This window comes from Streptomyces sp. NPDC006294 (assembly GCF_042870895.1).
Classification (GTDB): domain Bacteria; phylum Actinomycetota; class Actinomycetes; order Streptomycetales; family Streptomycetaceae; genus Streptomyces.
The window spans coordinates 13868-29113 of the sequence record NZ_JBIAHV010000008.1 but is presented as its reverse complement, the minus strand read 5'-3'; the positions used below and the strand labels follow the sequence as shown (position 1 = coordinate 29113).

The 15246-nt window shown below is 68.1% G+C and carries 14 protein-coding genes, 1 tRNA gene, 1 pseudogene and 1 riboswitch; of the genes and pseudogenes, 9 read left to right on the top strand and 7 right to left on the bottom strand.

All coding sequences use genetic code 11. From position 1 onward, the window contains the following. Nucleotides 1-35: 35 nt before the first annotated feature. From ACFYOP_RS15530 to ACFYOP_RS15520, 3 genes are read right to left on the bottom strand one after another with little or no spacing between them, the layout of a single operon-like run. Nucleotides 36-1043, bottom strand: coding sequence for a DUF2637 domain-containing protein (locus ACFYOP_RS15530; RefSeq protein WP_356893805.1), 1008 nt, complete (start codon nucleotides 1041-1043; stop codon nucleotides 36-38). After that, a complete protein-coding gene (locus tag ACFYOP_RS15525; RefSeq protein WP_356893803.1) occupies nucleotides 1040-1318 on the bottom strand; it encodes a DUF6303 family protein in 279 nt (92 codons plus the stop codon). The genes ACFYOP_RS15530 and ACFYOP_RS15525 overlap by 4 nt, the downstream gene beginning before the upstream one ends. Beyond that, nucleotides 1318-1581 carry a DUF6284 family protein gene (locus ACFYOP_RS15520; protein WP_356893801.1) on the bottom strand — a complete coding sequence of 88 codons (264 nt, stop codon included), beginning with the start codon at nucleotides 1579-1581 and terminating at the stop codon, nucleotides 1318-1320. Before ACFYOP_RS15520 ends, ACFYOP_RS15525 begins: the two co-directional genes overlap by 1 nt. Nucleotides 1582-2131: 550 nt before the next feature. Between ACFYOP_RS15520 and ACFYOP_RS15515 the strand changes: the two genes are divergently transcribed. The 5 genes from ACFYOP_RS15515 to ACFYOP_RS15495 all read left to right on the top strand — a co-directional run bounded on the left by ACFYOP_RS15515 (nucleotide 2132) and on the right by ACFYOP_RS15495 (nucleotide 6702). Further along, nucleotides 2132-2923, top strand: coding sequence for a GntR family transcriptional regulator (locus ACFYOP_RS15515; protein ID WP_356893799.1), 792 nt, complete (start codon nucleotides 2132-2134; stop codon nucleotides 2921-2923). After that, nucleotides 2920-3573 (top strand): YdcF family protein, encoded by a 654-nt coding sequence (locus ACFYOP_RS15510; protein ID WP_356893797.1) that lies wholly within the window; start codon nucleotides 2920-2922, stop codon nucleotides 3571-3573. The genes ACFYOP_RS15515 and ACFYOP_RS15510 overlap by 4 nt, the downstream gene beginning before the upstream one ends. Nucleotides 3574-3789: 216 nt before the next feature. Then, nucleotides 3790-5712 carry a DUF4231 domain-containing protein gene (locus ACFYOP_RS15505; RefSeq protein ID WP_356893795.1) on the top strand — a complete coding sequence of 641 codons (1923 nt, stop codon included), beginning with the start codon at nucleotides 3790-3792 and terminating at the stop codon, nucleotides 5710-5712. A 121-nt stretch (nucleotides 5713-5833) separates the two neighbouring features. Next, nucleotides 5834-5954, top strand: a riboswitch (cobalamin riboswitch). Nucleotides 5955-6133: 179 nt separating this feature from the next. Further along, nucleotides 6134-6373: a hypothetical protein gene (locus ACFYOP_RS15500; protein ID WP_356893793.1), complete on the top strand. Its 240-nt coding sequence runs from the start codon at nucleotides 6134-6136 to the stop codon at nucleotides 6371-6373. A gap of 213 nt (nucleotides 6374-6586) precedes the next feature. Continuing rightward, nucleotides 6587-6702 (top strand) — tRNA-Ser (locus ACFYOP_RS15495). A gap of 206 nt (nucleotides 6703-6908) precedes the next feature. Here ACFYOP_RS15495 and ACFYOP_RS15490 read toward each other — a convergent pair. The 4 genes from ACFYOP_RS15490 to ACFYOP_RS15475 all read right to left on the bottom strand — a co-directional run bounded on the left by ACFYOP_RS15490 (nucleotide 6909) and on the right by ACFYOP_RS15475 (nucleotide 11671). Next, a complete protein-coding gene (locus tag ACFYOP_RS15490; RefSeq protein WP_388451653.1) occupies nucleotides 6909-8003 on the bottom strand; it encodes an HTTM domain-containing protein in 1095 nt (364 codons plus the stop codon). 61 nt (nucleotides 8004-8064) lie between these two features. Then, nucleotides 8065-8796 carry a DUF5819 family protein gene (locus ACFYOP_RS15485; protein ID WP_356893791.1) on the bottom strand — a complete coding sequence of 244 codons (732 nt, stop codon included), beginning with the start codon at nucleotides 8794-8796 and terminating at the stop codon, nucleotides 8065-8067. A 198-nt stretch (nucleotides 8797-8994) separates the two neighbouring features. Then, the gene (locus ACFYOP_RS15480) at nucleotides 8995-10179 is read right to left on the bottom strand and encodes an ice-binding family protein (RefSeq protein WP_356893789.1); all 1185 of its coding nucleotides are present in this window, start codon (nucleotides 10177-10179) and stop codon (nucleotides 8995-8997) included. Between the two features lie 616 nt (nucleotides 10180-10795). Further along, a complete protein-coding gene (locus ACFYOP_RS15475; protein WP_356893787.1) occupies nucleotides 10796-11671 on the bottom strand; it encodes a bifunctional DNA primase/polymerase in 876 nt (291 codons plus the stop codon). Nucleotides 11672-11974: 303 nt separating this feature from the next. Here ACFYOP_RS15475 and ACFYOP_RS15470 point away from each other — a divergent pair, with 303 nt between their 5' ends. From ACFYOP_RS15470 to ACFYOP_RS15455, 4 genes and pseudogenes are all read left to right on the top strand, one after another. After that, nucleotides 11975-12280, top strand: coding sequence for a hypothetical protein (locus ACFYOP_RS15470; RefSeq protein WP_356893785.1), 306 nt, complete (start codon nucleotides 11975-11977; stop codon nucleotides 12278-12280). Nucleotides 12281-12484: 204 nt separating this feature from the next. Further along, entirely contained in the window at nucleotides 12485-13408 is a 924-nt protein-coding gene (locus ACFYOP_RS15465) for an OB-fold domain-containing protein (RefSeq protein WP_356893783.1), read from the top strand. A gap of 1 nt (nucleotide 13409) precedes the next feature. Then, nucleotides 13410-13814, top strand: a pseudogene (locus ACFYOP_RS15460) (protein dehydratase); the annotation flags it as partial. 194 nt (nucleotides 13815-14008) lie between these two features. After that, nucleotides 14009-15178, top strand: coding sequence for a lipid-transfer protein (locus tag ACFYOP_RS15455; protein WP_356893781.1), 1170 nt, complete (start codon nucleotides 14009-14011; stop codon nucleotides 15176-15178). The last annotated feature ends 68 nt before the right edge of the window (nucleotides 15179-15246 follow it).

The window sequence follows — 15246 nt, the reverse complement described above, 5'->3', positions numbered from 1 at the left end:
ACCGCAGAACAGATCCAGCACACGCGGCCGGCGCCTCACGAGGCGGCTCCTTCCAGAGCACGCGCGTCCGCCGCAGCGTCGCGCAGTTCCTGGTAGCGGGTGGAGACCCAGCCGATCGACCAGCCGCACAGGTCCGCGGCCGACCGCACCGGCAGCCCTTCACCGAAGGCGGCATGGACGATGGCGCGGGCGCGGTCCTCGGGCAGCTTCTCGTTCACCGGACCGCCAGACAGCAGCGCGGCACGTTCGCGGCGTTCACGGGCCTCGCGCTCCGCCTGCTCCCGGCGGGCCGACTGTTCCCGTGCCAGACGCTCCGCCTCGCGGCGCTGTTCAGCGTCGCGTTCAAGGCGTTCACGCTCGCGCTGCTGTTGTTCACGCTCGCGTTCACGGCGTTCACGCGCTTCCCGCTCCGCCTGCTCCCGCGCCTCGCGCTCGGCACGGTCCGCACGGCGTGCGGCCTCTTCCCGTTCGGTCTGTTCGCGGGCGAGGCGGGCCTCGTGTTCACGCTGTTCACGGGCGAGCGTCGCGGCGTGCTCGCGTTCCTCGCGGGCCCGCTTCTCGGCCGCCGCGCGCCGTTCCTCGGCTGCCTGCTCCCGCTCTGCCTGCTCCGCTTTGCGGCGGGCTTCCTGGGCGGCCTGGGCGGCGGTGATGGCGCGCCGGTAGGCGAGCCCGGTCTCCGCGGTGACGATCAGCAGCAATGGCGCGACCGCGTGCACGGCCACGCCGACCAGGTCTTTTCGCAGTGCGGAATCGGCGACATTGAGGGCGAGGGTCATGCAGCCGGTCATCCAGCGCAGCACGACCGGCCACCGGCCGCCGTGCCCGCCCAGGCGGGCCAGGGCGGCATCGAGGCGGACCACGATGACGACCGCGGCGTCCACCACCAGCGGCAGAATCGGCGCGGTCCAGTCCCATTCGTCGGGGGTGTGCGCTGCAGCCAGCGGGGTGACGGTGAGGATCGAGTAGAGCATCGCCCCGGCCACGATCATCCACGTCCCGACCGACAACGCACGCTCGGCTGAACGGATCTGAACACTGTTCACCACGCCGCCTCCCGCACCGTGACCGACGCGATCAGCAGCACCGCTGACGACGGGTCGTCCGGGGTTTCGCTGTCCTCGGTCCACTCCCACCGCGCCTCTTCCGTGAGCGCGTAGCCGAGCGCGTTCAGCGCCCGTGAACGCTCCTGAACAGTCGGCACCACCGTGCCGCCACCCAGGTCCCGCTCCGGCCACGCCGCACAGGTGTTGAGCAGCACCACATACAGGCGCCACCGGCCCCGGCGGCGCGACATCTGCGCCGTGAACGCGGCGGCCATCACGCCACCTCCGGCGAACCGGCGACGCCCCGGTTGGTCAGCTCACGGCGGGCGACCAGCACCCGCTGGCGGGCCCGCCGGATCCGGCGCACGTCCAGCGGCGACGGCTCCCGGTCCAGGGTGACGATCTGCGTGTCCAGCAGTTCCAGCTCCGCCGTGATGAGCGGCATCTCCAGGTCGATCGCGTCCAGCTCCGCCGCTGTCGGCTCGCGGTCGAACTCGGGGGCGGTAACAACCGCCTGAACAGCACCGATGTGCTTCATGAGTCGTGTTCCTCTCAGGCAGGAACGGCTCAACACAGCGGCCCCGGTGTTCCCGCACCGGGGCCGCACGCCGTTGAAGTCGGTAGATCCGGCTCCCCTCAGCGCTGCTCGTACGGGACGAGCAGCGGAGGCAACCGGCCGCAGCGGGTGCTGCGCGGTCGTTCAGACCTCCCATTCGCGTGGTGCCGCTAACCCCGGAGAGGTCTGGCTCCCGGGGCGCGTCGCGGCGTCAATGTCGGCCACGCGGTTCTTTAGAGCCGATGGCGTGTCCCCCTGCGCGGGGTGTGGGGCCCGGTTGTGACGCGGGCCCGGTCTCGGTCGGCTGGTCTCCACTCGCCTCGGTCGGCGTCCTCACGGCCGTGGTGCTGCGGTGGATCACGCTGTCCAGTTGTTGAGCAATGTCCGAGCAGCCCAAAGAAGGCCCCTCGGAGCGCAGTGACTCCGCAGTCCTGGGACTGCGTGACCACTAGTGAGACAATGCACCCACAGTCCCAGGACTGTCAACAGTCCTGGGACTGTGTTTGACTGGTCGTGTCGAGAGGAGGCTCGAATGGCGCCGAAGTGGCGGGAGCTGGCGGACAAGCTGGCGGACCGGATCAGGTCGGGCGAGTACGCGCCCGGTCAGCAGTTGCCCCACATCAGAGACCTCGTCGAGGCCGGGGAGGGCTCAAAGTCCACGGTCCACGCGGCTTACAAGGCGCTGGAAGCGGAAGGGCTGGTCACCTCGTCACGCGGCCACGGCACGGTGGTGCGGCAGCAGGCTCCGCTGAAACGACTCGGCATCGCTCGGTACGACAAGGCGAAGTGGCGCGACGGTGACCAGGTGGCGTTCATCGCCGACCGGGTGGCGTCGGGACGGTCATACCGTCGCGGAGGGCAGACGCAGACTGTCTCCCGTGTTGAAGCCCCGCCGGCGGTTGCCGATGCGCACGGCCTGCCCGTCGGCGCCGACGTGTACGCGCGTGCTCGCCTGGTGAAGGAGGGTGACCAGCCCACGCACACGCTGACCAGCTACTACCGGCCTGAGCACGTTGAGGGCACGCGCATCGTTGACCCCTCGCCCGGCCCTGCCGGCCGCGGCGGAGGCTTCCGCGTTCTGTACGACGCCGGATACGAGGTCGACCACATGCGAGAGCAGCTCTTTGCGCGTGTCCCCACGACGGAAGAGGCGAAGCTCCTCCAGCTGGCACCCGGCGAGTGGGTTGTGGAGCTGCACCGCACCACGTTCACGGCTGACGGCACGGTTGTCGAGTTCGCCATCGGTATCCACGCGGCCTCGCGCTTTGCGTGGGAGTACGACTTCAAGGTGCCCGACTCGGCTCCGGGGGAGGTGACGGCGTGATCTCGGCACAGGCATGGTCCGATGCCCAACTTCTATGGGACTACCAGCAAATGCACCACGATCCGCGCCCCTGTTCAGTGGGCATCGGACTGGGCAGTCACGATCTGGGCGTGGCTGACGTGACGGCCGATCTGTACCAGCGCGGCATGTTCCCGCTGATCGTCTTCACGGGTGCCACGAGCCGGACAACCGAGGGGCTGATGCCGCGAGGCGAGGGGGAGCACTACCGGGAGCGGGCACTCGAGTTGGGCGTGCCAGCCTCCGTCATCCTGGTCGAACCGAACGCGCGGAACACCGGGGAGAACATCCGATTCTCCCGTGAACTGCTGGCGGGGCTCGGCGTGGACGCCTCATCCGTTGTGCTGGTCAGCAAGCCGTATGAGGAGCGGCGCGCCTACGCGACGGCCCGCAAACTCTGGCCCGACGTCGAAGTGATCAGTGCTTCCGCGTCGATGACTCTCGCGGAGTACGTGGACTCGATCCAAGACCCCCGGCTCGTCGTCGACATGCTGGTCGGCGCCCAGCAGCGGTTGCTGATCTACCCGGAACGTCGCTTCATGATCGGTCAAGAGATTCCGGATCCCGTCGCTGCGGCGTATGACCGCCTCTGCGCCGATGGCTTCACAAGCCGCATCGTGCCCAACGGCTGACGCGAGGATCGAGCCTGGCGGCCTATATCGCGCCCTCCCGCTCTACCCGGAGTAGGGGCCTTCCGCGGCAGTGGCACCCTGGTGCGCTTCCGGTCAACTCGTGCTCTTTGATGCGCGGTTGGAGCCAGATGTCACCAGTAGTACGGGTAATCTTCCGGATGCCTTGGGGTCACTATTCGGACGCCCAGAGCGCCACTGCGAAAGGGGGGCCATGCCATGCCTGACGACATCCCGCCCGCTCCGCCGGCGGACGGGCACGAGCACTACCCTCCGTGGGTGTTCGCCCTCATCGAACGCATCGAATACGGGGGGCGGAAGCTCACTCGCGGGGACGTGTTCAAGTCGTGTCCCCTCCTGTCAGTCAACTGGACGAACGTCGAAACGCTCATCAGCGCGGCTTCCGATGCTGGCGTGGAGTGGCTAGCCCCCTGGTCTGTAGCTCCGCACGGTAGCGACCAAGACAGGGCCCTCGTGCGATTCGAGCACAACGATGGCGGCGAGAGCGTATGGAAAGACGTTCGCATTCAGGATCATAGGCCGCCTACGACTCCCGGCTCGACATGGGGAGATATTACATTTCAGACGCTCGCGAGCATGGAGCGCCTGTACCGGACGGTTCCGGATATACGGAGATCTCCCCGGGGGGCCGTGCCAGTCTCCGACTCAGACCATTACCTGCAGCTGGACACCGAGGAGAACGTCGAGATGGAGCTGGAGGGTCTCGAACCCGAATTCGACGGAACGCAGCACAACTCATCTGCGGGTTCCGAGCCGGAACCTCGGGAAGAAGCGGATCTTCGTTACGAACCGTGGGTGTACGAGGTCCTTCCTAGACTTGCTCATGGTGATCTTACGCTGAGCGCCAAAGACGCTTTGGAATCCTTTCCCGAGCCCGTTGACTGGTCGCACGTTCACAGCTTCATTGACGCTGCTCTTGCCGCGGGGGTTCAGGAGTTCCGTGCTTGGTCTGTGTTTCCTGATCATGACGATCTATCTCGGGCTACGGTATGGCACAACTGTGAAGACGGATCGGGAACCATCTGGTTGGGTGTTCCTATCGGGAATGTGATAGCGAATCACGACCTCCGAGATCCTAGTACCTGGGGTGGCGTCCTCGAAGAAGTCCTTCGTGGCCTTCGCGATATTCCAGATTCTCCCGATTTGGAGTATTCGAGGGCACCCGAAGAGTCTTCGCGGGGCAGGCAAGAGGTTATTTCCGAAGAAGCGTTTCGGGCTATTGTGGACCAGGCTCTCAAAGAGGGTTTCGATAGGGGTCGCGAGAATGGGAGAGGCGATACGGAGGAGGGCGCAGCCGAGGCTGGTCGTGTCGATGTATCCCATGTGGAACGGGCCTTGGCCTACCGGCGTACGTATGCAGCGCTGAGTAGTCAGATACAGCTGTCCCGGATTTCGCGTTTCTTGACCGTGGGCTCGGCCCTGACCGGAGCTCTTCTGCTCTCCGCTGCGGCAGTGGTCACCGCGGTGACCTGGCGCCAGGTGGACATGCGACCGTATAACGCGGCAGGTGGTGTGCTCCTTGCACTGCTCCTGGTGGTGTTCGTCTTTGGCCGGCGCATGAGCACCGGTCAGCCGAAGGGGGTGGAGCCGAAGTCGGTTGCGGAATTGAGACTAGAAGTCGACCTTTTGGAGGAGCGGCGCATCCTCGAAGCGTCCACCGGGGCACGGTCCTCGAAGGATCGGCAGCACTCCTACCGGGAGTCGATCCCGCAGGAGATCGACCGGTTGCGGCGCGAGACGCGGCGTTATCGACGGGTGCACAACTTCTTTCAGTGGGGCCTCTTCGTTGCGTCAGTGGCCATGATGGTGACCTCGGCCGTCTACGAGCAGCCGCAGCCCGGCAAGGCAATTATGATCTCTCTCGGGGCATTCGTGTCGCTGACCACTGCGGTGACTGGCTACTTCAAGTACCGGGAACGCGCTTTCAACCTTCAGCAGACTTCCGACGCGATCGAACAGCACGTCACTGCCTTTGACTTGGCGATCTCCCCGTACAACCAGCAGGACGAGGCGGCCAACCTGGAGAAACTGGCCGAGAACGTCGAGACGCTGAGGGTAGAGCAGCGCAAGCGCCAACAGCAGCTAGAGCAACCCAACCAGGGACAGCAAGAGGTCATCTGACTGGCGGCGGCTGGACTGCGGTCAGACGCCCACCTCGCCCGAGACCCTCGAGGTCGCACGGGCTGGAGTGCACCGCTCTGCTGCCCTGGTTCAGTCCTTCACTTCCGGGCCGTGGTCCGCACTCCGTGGCCGTACAATGGGCCCTGGACGCAGGGGGATCCGGTGCGAATCCGGAACTGTCCCGCAACGGTGTGCGCCTCCAGGCGTCAGTCCGAGGACCTGCCCATCCAGAACGTGCCCGAGCGTGTCCGCGCGCCCGTGCCCTTCTGGGAGGGCTTCGGGACATCGACTTGAAGCTCGATCCATATGGATCGAGCTTTCTTGCTGTCGACCTCCAGGTCTCTCCAACGAAGGGGCGAGGTCTGTGCGAGCGCGCAGACGAGTTGCCGCCGTCACCGGCGGAGACAGCCAGGAGGACTTCGTGACTATTCAGATCGCGCCGCTGGCGGCCCTGCTCCTTGTCGTGAGCATTGCCGTCGGCATCACGGTCTTCAAGTACACCGCCCGTACCGCCGGCCGCGGCGATCTGGGGACGGCGATTGGCTCGGGGGCTGCCGTGGCGATGGTCCTGGCGCTGCTGCTCGCCCCCGGGTTCGGACAGACCCCGGCCAACCCCGCGACATCGACGACCACCCCGGGCGCGGCCGAGCCTGTCCAGTAGTCGACGGTTAGGTGTGGCGGCGGTCAGTTGCCGACAACCCTCGCAGGCGTTGCGTTGTCGGCTGCTGCTGCTGCAGAAGAAAATTTCGGTGTGGCGAGCAGCTCCGCCGCGGGTCTGCTGGGTTGCGTTGTTCTGGTTACCAGCCGGCCAGCAGACTGTCACTGGCCCCGAGGGCCTGGCTACTGGGCCATCTGTGGGCCACAGGGCTGAATAGCGGTCGCCGTGCGCTCATAACTGCAGGTGAGACCAGGACGCGCGCGTTACGCGTGGCGGTCTTGAAAACCGTCGTGGCGCGAGTCACCGTGGGTTCAAATCCCACACCCACCGCTTGCAGGTCAGAGAAGTAGCAGGTCAGAGGGCGCGGCTCCGGTTCGGAGCCGCGCCCTTGGCGTTCACCTTGTCTCACCCTGGGGCGGGGTGTCCCACCGTTGACCGGTGCGTGTGGCCAGCCAGGTCGCTCGTCTGCGTCCCGGACCCGAGAGCCACTGCGTCCGAACGAGGCACTCGGGTGCCGGGAGCGGCCCCACTCCGTTCTTCACAGGCCTGCGGGGTGTGCGTCGCCTGCCCGGCCGGGCTGTGGAGGTACCGCGGCAGGTGTCGTCCCGGAGTCGGGGGAGGCTTCCTCCGCAGTGATGCCTGTTCGTCGGATGCCGCGCCGCCGTAGCCGCCCCAGGGCGCGGTAGAAGCGGTCCGGCAGGAACACCGCATCGGCGACGATCATCGCGCCGGAGAACAACGGCAGTCCCATGAGCACCGCGATGTTCACGTGCATGCCCAGAAGCAGGAGCAGTACGGGGTATTTCAGCCTGCTGAAGAGGACGAAGGGAAAGGCGACCTGCACCAGCACCGTCATATAGCCGACGACGGTGAGCAGTACATGGTGGCCGTCGATCGCCTGGGACAACTCGGGCCAGGGGCGGAACAGGCCGATGTTCAGGACGTAGTGGAGGGCGGAGCCGTCGGCCCACTTGTGACCCTGCACCTTGTACAGGCCCGCGCATCCGTAGAGGAAACAGACCTGGGCGGCGATGACGAACATGCCGCAGTTGTGCAGCACGGTGGTCAAGATGGATTGGGCGCCGCCGAGTCGGTGACGGAGACCGCTGCCCCACGGGTCGCCTGCCTTGTCGGCCGCCGCCTTGAGCCGGTTTCTGCGAGCGTCGAGGGACCAGCGCCGGCCGCAGGCGGTGAAGACCAGGTAGACGGCCATGAGGACCATGAGGTTGTCCCCGCCGTCCGCCAGGTAGATCGCTCTGGCGTGGAACGACACCACCACGATCGCGAACAGCAGGGACACCGCACGCGTGCGCCAGCCCAGTACGAACAGCGCGCACGTGACAAGAGCGACGGCGTAGCAGATCTCGAAGTACACCGGGCTGTCGGACAGGAGGAGGAGACTGGCCCATCCGCTCTGGTCGTACATCTCCCTGGCAAGTTCGGGCGTCCATGGCGAACCGGGGCCCCACATCTCGTCGCGGTGCGGGAACTCCCGGAGCAGGAAGACGAGGTAGAGCAGCCCGTACCCGATGCGCAGCATCGCCGCCGCGTACAGGGAGACCGGTCGCCCGGTCAGGAGGACGAGGGAAGCGTGGGTCCGGTCGAGCACGCGCTGGAGCACACGATGGAGCACGCCTGCGGCAGCCTGCCCGTTGGCTTCTTGTGGCGCTGTGGGTGCCGTGGTCGGAGCCTTCTCAGTCCGCGTCATGCGAGTCCACCTTCCACCAGGGCAGGTACCGGGTTGTGGCCGGCGCAGGTGCCGCGGAGGTCGGGCGGGATCCGTCCGCCGGGCGGGGAGCGGCAATCGGCAGCGTGGTCACCCGCAGCTGGATGGAGTCGAAGGTGCCGTCTCGTTGGGCGGTGACGCGGTCCGCCGCGATGTTGCGGAGGTATTTCCGGATCAGAAGAGCCCGCTCCGACTGCGGCTGGTCGTCGCTGCCATGCGTTTTGAGATAGGAATTCCAGGCCTGGCGCAGCTGGTTCTGTGCCGTGTGGCTCGGGAAGACATTGTGTTTGACAGCGGCATCGTCCATGGAGCTCACATCGATCCAGTCGCTCACCTGTGTGGTGCCGTTCGGTGCTGTGTGCGCGACCCTCGCCGAGATCTGCCTGTTGACAGACTGCGGATCGGGGGCGAAGAGCCGCCAATTCTGTGAGAACAAGGGCCGGACCCACGCATTGATCTGCTGGTTGTACGCCTGGGAGATGGCGTTCGAGGGCGCCACGTACAGAAATACCAGGACCACATGGACCAGGGTCACTGCGAGGCACAGGGCCACCGCGATTCCCGTTCCGGCGATCAGCAGACGGGGCGGCTCTGCATTTCCATTCGTCCTGCGCGGTTCGTCGCCACCGTCCTGCGCTGCCGACGCAGTGCCGGCCTGCTGTGAATCCTTTACTTTCGTCGACTCAACGCCGCCCGGCACGGCTCCACCCCGTCCTTCTCATTGCGACTGCTCGCACCTGCTTCTCCTGCTTCCGAGGGTGGCGCGCGGCGGAATCGATGCCGATCCGCCGCGCGCCACCCCTTACTCGCGTGTGGGGGCGACCACCCGTGCGTGCATTCCGCTGAAGGGATCAAGCGTGACTCGTCGCCCCCGCTGACCCGTGGGGGAAGAACTCACTCAGTGGTGCATGTGCACTTTGTCTTCCTGGGGCTTCATGTCATACGGGCCGGGCTTCCCAGGCTTGTCGGGCTTGCCGGGCTTGTCGGGCTTGCCGGGCTTCCCGGGGTGGTCGTCGTCGTGACCGCTGGTGTGGTGTCCACCGGTGTCGTGACCGCCCGTGTCGTGACCGCCCGTGTCGTGGCCACCCGTGTGGGCACCTGTGGCGGCTGCGTCGTCACCGGTTGCGGCTGCGGCATCGTCACCGGTTGCTGCGGCGGCTGCGGCTGCGGCAGCGGCAGCTACGTCGGCACCGGTGACGGCGGCTGCGTCGTCACCGGTTGCTGCGGCGGCTGCGGCTGCGGCAGCGGCGGCTACGTCGGCACCGGTTGCGGCTGCGGCGTCGTCACCGGTCGCAGCGGCGGCGTCATCGCCCGTGGCGGCAACGGCGTCGTCGCCCGTTGCGGCAGCGACGTCAGCGGTGGTGGTGTCGTCCTCGCACAGAGGTCGGGTGATCACATTGGTGTCCAGCGTCACGGCGCCGTTACGGGCCAGCGCTCGTCCCTCGATGTTCGCCCCCGTGGTGGCACTGATGGAGGTCAGGGCCATGATGGTGCCCACGAAGTCGGAGTCGGTGCCGAGGGTGGCCGAACTTCCGATCTGCCAGAACACATTGCACGGCGAAGCGCCGTTGATGAGGGAAACCTCGCTGTTGCTTGCCGTCGTCAGCGTCGAACCGATCTGGAACACCCAGACGGCGTCGGGGTCGTTCTCGGCGTCCAGGGTGAGCGTGCCGGTGATGGCGGCACTGACCGGGGCGTTGTAGACGCCTGGAGTCAGTGTCCTGCCACCGAGTTCCACCGGAGGGTCGTCGGGGAACACCACGTCCGGTGCCTGACCGGCCGCATCGTTGTACGCCGTGGTCAGGTCGTTCTGGGCTTGAGCGGCCACAGCATCCGTGACGTGCACAGCCCCGTTCACGATTCCGGGAGGGAATCCGGTGACGGACGACCCTGGACTCACTCCGAGGTCTCCGTTGATCACCGAGGGGCCGGTGTTGGTGACCGCGGAGCCGCCCAGTACCGCGAAGCTTTCGGCCGTTCCCAGGTTTACTTGCGTTGCGACGGCGCTCGCCCGTGTTGGCGTCACCGCCACAACAGCGACGGCGACCAGCAGGGTGAGTACCCCCGCGATCCAGGCCGTCATTCTGCGCCGATGCGACGCATCGGCAATGTCTAGTCTCATAGAGGAGCCAACTCCTGTGGGTTGGTGACATCCGGCGTTCCTCGTCGAACGGAATCGCCTCTTCTGTCGGCGGCATATTACGCAGAGGCTCAACGCGGGTGATGATTCAGGCAGGGGATGTTGCCGGAAGCAATCAGTATGAACCAAGGGATGTGTGACCAAATGTTGAGCCGAATGGCCGTCATTCATCCGTGCGGCAACCGCTGTGAATTCAGCGATGCCTGTCATCGAACCCAATTGATGGCAGCCACCTCCCCGGCGCCAGGAAGCAGGGAAGATCTCCTGATTCACCCGGGTCAGTGGTCCTGCAGCCGCGGGCGCTCGCGGTGGAATTGAAGCAGGTGGCAGTGGATGCACCCGGATTGCGGAGGCCGGCGAAACGTTCGCCGCCGTCGCTCACTATTCCGGGGTGATTGCCGACCGCGGCCGGAGAACCGGCCGAGCCCCATGCCAGTGAGAGCGCCGTCAGGGCGCCGCGCTGCGCTCAGCTTCGGATCGAGCCGTCGGACCCGTGAGTTCGCCGGCGACCGCTGCGACGCCCCTTATCGCGGAGGCACGTCTGCGGGCGCCGATGCGGTCAGCGGGGGCTGCGGTCCGAGGTGAGGCGGGCGGCGGAGGCGATGGTGGCGCGGGCCTCGTGTTCGGAGAGGCCGGCGTGGACCGCCGCGTCGGTGAGGGCGGCGGTCAGGGTGTCGCCGAGGCCGTTCTCGTAGGCGCGGCAGGCCGCCCAGAACAGCCGGGTGTTCCGTTGGCCCTCCTGTGCCGCGAGAACGAACTGGACCAGGCCGTGCCCGTCTCCGTGGTGGGCGGCCGGTCCCGGCGTGGAGCGGGGGCGCGCCGGAGCGGCGATCAGGCGCAGCAGGGCGGGCGGGCAGGGCGCTGGGGCGAGGTGCGCCGTGCCCGGCGCGAGGCGGTACGCGCCGTGGGCGGTGACCGAGCCGGGGCCGACGAGGTAGCCCGCGGTGCCGCGGACGTCGATGCCGGGGGCGAGCCGGCCCGCCGAGTTGGGGACGACGGTGTCGGCCGGGCCGGTGAGCCAGAGGTGGCGGCCGCCGCTCGGGGTGAGCACGGTGACCGTCTCCGGGATCGTGAACAGATGGCGCAGCGCCAGGTGCTGGAGCTCCGCCATGGAGTCGGTCGAGGACTTGACGTCGAGGTCGATGCCGATCAGACGGTGCGGCGGACGGCCGCACGCGATGCCGTAACCGGTGGCCCAGGGGGCGGCGGCGAACAGGGCCCGCACGGCGGCCGGGTCGGTGGTGGCGTCGTGGACGCCGTGGCCCGGGAGCCCGCATTCGCCCCGGCACAGGACCGGGTGGGGGTCGTCCCGGTGGGGCGAGCGCAGGGCGGGGAGCTTGGTGGCGGACAGGGGGATGACGGGGAGCCCGCGCTCCGCGGCGGAGAGAGCGTGGGCGAGGGCCAGGGTGGCGGTCTGCCGGGCGGTGATGGCCATGCGTCCATGTTCGTACAGAGGTTCGAATAAGGGAAGAGGGGGTGCGCCGCAAAGTGTGCAGAAACGCTTCATCCCGGGCGGTGCGGGGCTGTCGGCGGAGTGCGCCATGGAGCTCTTCTCGGGGCAGGAAAGGGGTTTATCGATATGTCATCACGCTTGCGAGCGAATCGCCCCTTCCGGGACGGTTCGCGGGGGATCGCGTGGGCAACTCTGATCTTGCGACGTCGTGATCAAGTCGGGTGCGGTCGGCCAACCGCCCCGACGTCCACAGCACTTGAGCAGTCCCTTTCATGGAGGAAAGACATGGCAAGCATCCGTTCTGCCCGCGTTCTCGCCTTTGCCGCCGCCCTGCCGCTCGCGTTCTCGGTCCTCGGTGGGGTGGCCCAGGCCGACAGCGGCGGCTTCGCGAACGACGGGTCGAATGTGTCGGTGGCGACCATCACCGGCAGCGGCGTCGGTGGCAGCAACTTCGGCAACTCGTCCACCACCCAGCAGGTGGCGACCGGACCGGGCGCCAGTAATCAGAGCAATACCGCCGGGGTCAACGGGCTCGGGTTCACGGTCATCGATCAGGACAACGTCGCCGTGAACTTCTCGCCGCTGTGGTGAGGGCGGGCCCGAGGGGAGTGTGAGCAGGGGGAGGAGATCGTCTGTGCGGCGGCGCTTGGGGGCGCCGCCGCGCAGGCGCCCGCAGGGGGACGCCGGGGTGGGGTCGGGCGACGGACGGTGCTCGCGGCCTTGACACTCCACCGATAACTGACGGACAGTCAGTTTCTGGAGAGGGCAGGGCAGAGCGGCAGGGGAGGGGGAGGGGTGGCCGACGAGTTGTACGTACGGCTGAGGGCGTACGAGGGGAGGGCCGCCGCTGCCTCTGGCGTCGGAAAGGACCCGGTCAACGAGCCGATGATCAGGCACTGGTGCGAGGCGATGGGGGACGGCAACGCGGCGTACGCCGGCCCGGACGCCGTTGCTCCGCCGACGATGCTCCAGGTCTGGACGATGGGCGGCCTGTCGGGGCACACCGACCCTGGCCTGTCGGGGCACACCGGCCGGGCCGCCGCGCAGGACGAGCTGTTCGCACTGCTCGACGGTGCGGGATACACCTCGGTGGTGGCGACCGACTGCGAGCAGGAGTATCTGCGGCCGCTGCGACCGGGCGACCGGATCACGTACGACGCGGTGGTCGAGTCCGTGTCGGAGCGCAAGACGACCAAGCTGGGCACGGGCTACTTCGTCACCACGCGGACGGACGTGTATGCGGACGGGGAGCCCGCGGGCACGCATCGCTTCCGGATCCTCAAGTACACGCCCCGGGCGCGCAGGCCGAAGGGGAGCCGGCCGCGGCCGGTGGTCAACAGGGACAACGCGGGCTTCTGGGAGGGCGTGGCAGAACACCGGCTGCTGATCCAGCGCTGCGGCGGGTGCGGGACGCTGCGCTTCCCTTGGCTGCCCGGATGCGGCCGCTGCGGATCGCCGGACTGGGACACGGTCGAGGCGGGCGGCTCGGGGAGCGTCTTCTCCTATGTAGTCATGCATCATCCGCCGTTCCCGGCGTTCGACCCCCCGTTCGCGGTGGGGCTGGTCGAGCTCGCGGAGGGAGTGCGGATCGTGAGCAACGTGGTGGGCGTGCCGCACGACCAGGTGCGGATCGGGATGCCGGTGGAGCTGGAATTCACCTGCGCGGACGGCGGGTTCGAGCTGCCCGTGTTCCGGGCCGCGCAAGGAGGTGACGGCTGACGTGGACGCCCGACTCCTCGGTGCCGGGACCGAGCTGCCGCCCCTCAGCGTCCCCGTGACACGGACGCTGATCGTCGCCGGAGCCATCGCCTCGCGGGACTTCCAGGATGTGCACCACGACGTGGAGCTCGCCAGAGAGAAGGGCTCCCCGGACATCTTCATGAACATCCTGACGACGAACGGCCTGGTGGGCCGGTACGTCACCGACTTCTTCGGCGCACGGGCCGTGCTGCGCAGGGTGGCCATCCGGCTCGGCGCGCCCAACCATCCGGGAGACACGATGGTGTTGAGGGGCACGATCGATACGTTCGACGGCACGACCGCCGAGGTCCGGGTCGTCGGCGCCAACCGTCTCGGCAACCATGTCACCGGCACGGTGACGGTGACCCTCCCGAATGCGGGCGCTCGTCCGGGCGCGGGTTCCCGTCCGGACGAGCGGGTCCGTCCGGCCACTGCGGCCGACGCGCGCTCTGCCCCCGCGCCCGACGCGCGCCCGGCAGCCGCCCCCGCCGCCCCCGCTCCAGCAACCGCCCCCACCCCAACGACAGCCCCCGGCACGGCGATCCGCCCAGGAGCCGAGAAACCTGTGGAGGGCGGCGTATGACCATCCGGGGCAAGGACGCGCTCGGCGGCAGGGCGGCCGTCGTCGGTATCGGGGCGACCCAGTTTTCGAAGGACTCCGGGCGCAGTGAGCTGCAGCTCGCCGTCGAGGCCGTACGGGCCGCGCTGGACGACGCCGGCCTCGCCCCCTCGGACGTGGACGGCATGGTCACCTTCACCATGGACACCAGTCCGGAGATCACCGTCGCCCAGGCCGCGGGCATCGGTGAACTGTCCTTCTTCTCCCGCGTCCACTACGGCGGCGGCGCGGCCTGCGCCACCGTGCAGCAGGCGGCGCTGGCGATCGCCGCAGGCATCGCGGAAGTCGTCGTCTGCTACCGGGCGTTCAACGAGCGTTCCGGCCGGCGCTTCGGTTCCGGCGTACAGCACCGCGAGCCGTCCGCGGAGGGCGCGGCGCTCGGCTGGAACCTCCCCTTCGGGCTGCTCACCCCCGCCTCCTGGGTGGCGATGGCGGCCCAGCGCTATCTGCATGTGTACGGGCTGTCGCCCGAGGCGTTCGGGCATGTCGCCGTCACCGCCCGGCGGCACGCCGCCACCAACCCCGCGGCGTACTTCCACGGCCGCCCGATCACACTCGCCGACCACGCCGCCTCCCGGTGGATCGTCGAGCCGCTGCGGCTGCTGGACTGCTGCCAGGAGACCGACGGCGGCCAGGCGTTCGTCGTCACCGGTGTCGAGCGGGCCCGCGACCTCCCCCGCCCGCCGGCGGTGATCCTCGCCGCGGCGCAGGGGGCGGGCAGGGCGCAGGAGCAGATGACCAGTTTCTACCGCGACGGGCTGACCGGTCTGCCCGAGATGGGGGTCGTCGCCCGGCAGCTGTGGCGGACCTCGGGACTCGCCCCGGCCGACATCGACGTCGGGATCGTCTACGACCACTTCACCCCGTTCGTGCTGATGCAGCTGGAGGAGTTCGGTTTCTGCGGGCCCGGCGAGGGGGCCGACTTCGTGGCCGGGGACACGCTGCCGCTCAACACCCATGGAGGCCAGCTGGGAGAGGCGTATCTGCACGGGATGAACGGCATCGCGGAAGCGGTCAGACAGCTCCGCGGCACCTCGGTGAACCAGATACCGGGCGCGGCCACCGCCCTGGTCACCGCGGGCACCGGTGTGCCGACGTCGGGACTGGTTCTCGGGGCCGCTCCCGGGTAGTCCGTGAGGGTGTTCTCCACCTTCAGGAGGTTCGGCTCCCGTCGGCCCTACAACCTGAGGGGGACAAC

Bases quoted from the DNA above. Each gene is read 5' to 3' on its own strand.
- ACFYOP_RS15520 (WP_356893801.1), bottom strand. From the start codon at position 1,581: ATGAAGCACATCGGTGCTGTTCAGGCGGTTGTTACCGCCCCCGAGTTC.
- ACFYOP_RS15455 (WP_356893781.1), top strand. From the start codon at position 14,009: ATGACCATCCGGGGCAAGGACGCGCTCGGCGGCAGGGCGGCCGTCGTC.
- ACFYOP_RS15480 (WP_356893789.1), bottom strand. From the start codon at position 10,179: ATGACGGCCTGGATCGCGGGGGTACTCACCCTGCTGGTCGCCGTCGCT.
- ACFYOP_RS15505 (WP_356893795.1), top strand. From the start codon at position 3,790: ATGCCTGACGACATCCCGCCCGCTCCGCCGGCGGACGGGCACGAGCAC.
- ACFYOP_RS15475 (WP_356893787.1), bottom strand. From the start codon at position 11,671: ATGGCCATCACCGCCCGGCAGACCGCCACCCTGGCCCTCGCCCACGCT.
- ACFYOP_RS15525 (WP_356893803.1), bottom strand. From the start codon at position 1,318: ATGGCCGCCGCGTTCACGGCGCAGATGTCGCGCCGCCGGGGCCGGTGG.
- ACFYOP_RS15470 (WP_356893785.1), top strand. From the start codon at position 11,975: ATGGCAAGCATCCGTTCTGCCCGCGTTCTCGCCTTTGCCGCCGCCCTG.
- ACFYOP_RS15515 (WP_356893799.1), top strand. From the start codon at position 2,132: ATGGCGCCGAAGTGGCGGGAGCTGGCGGACAAGCTGGCGGACCGGATC.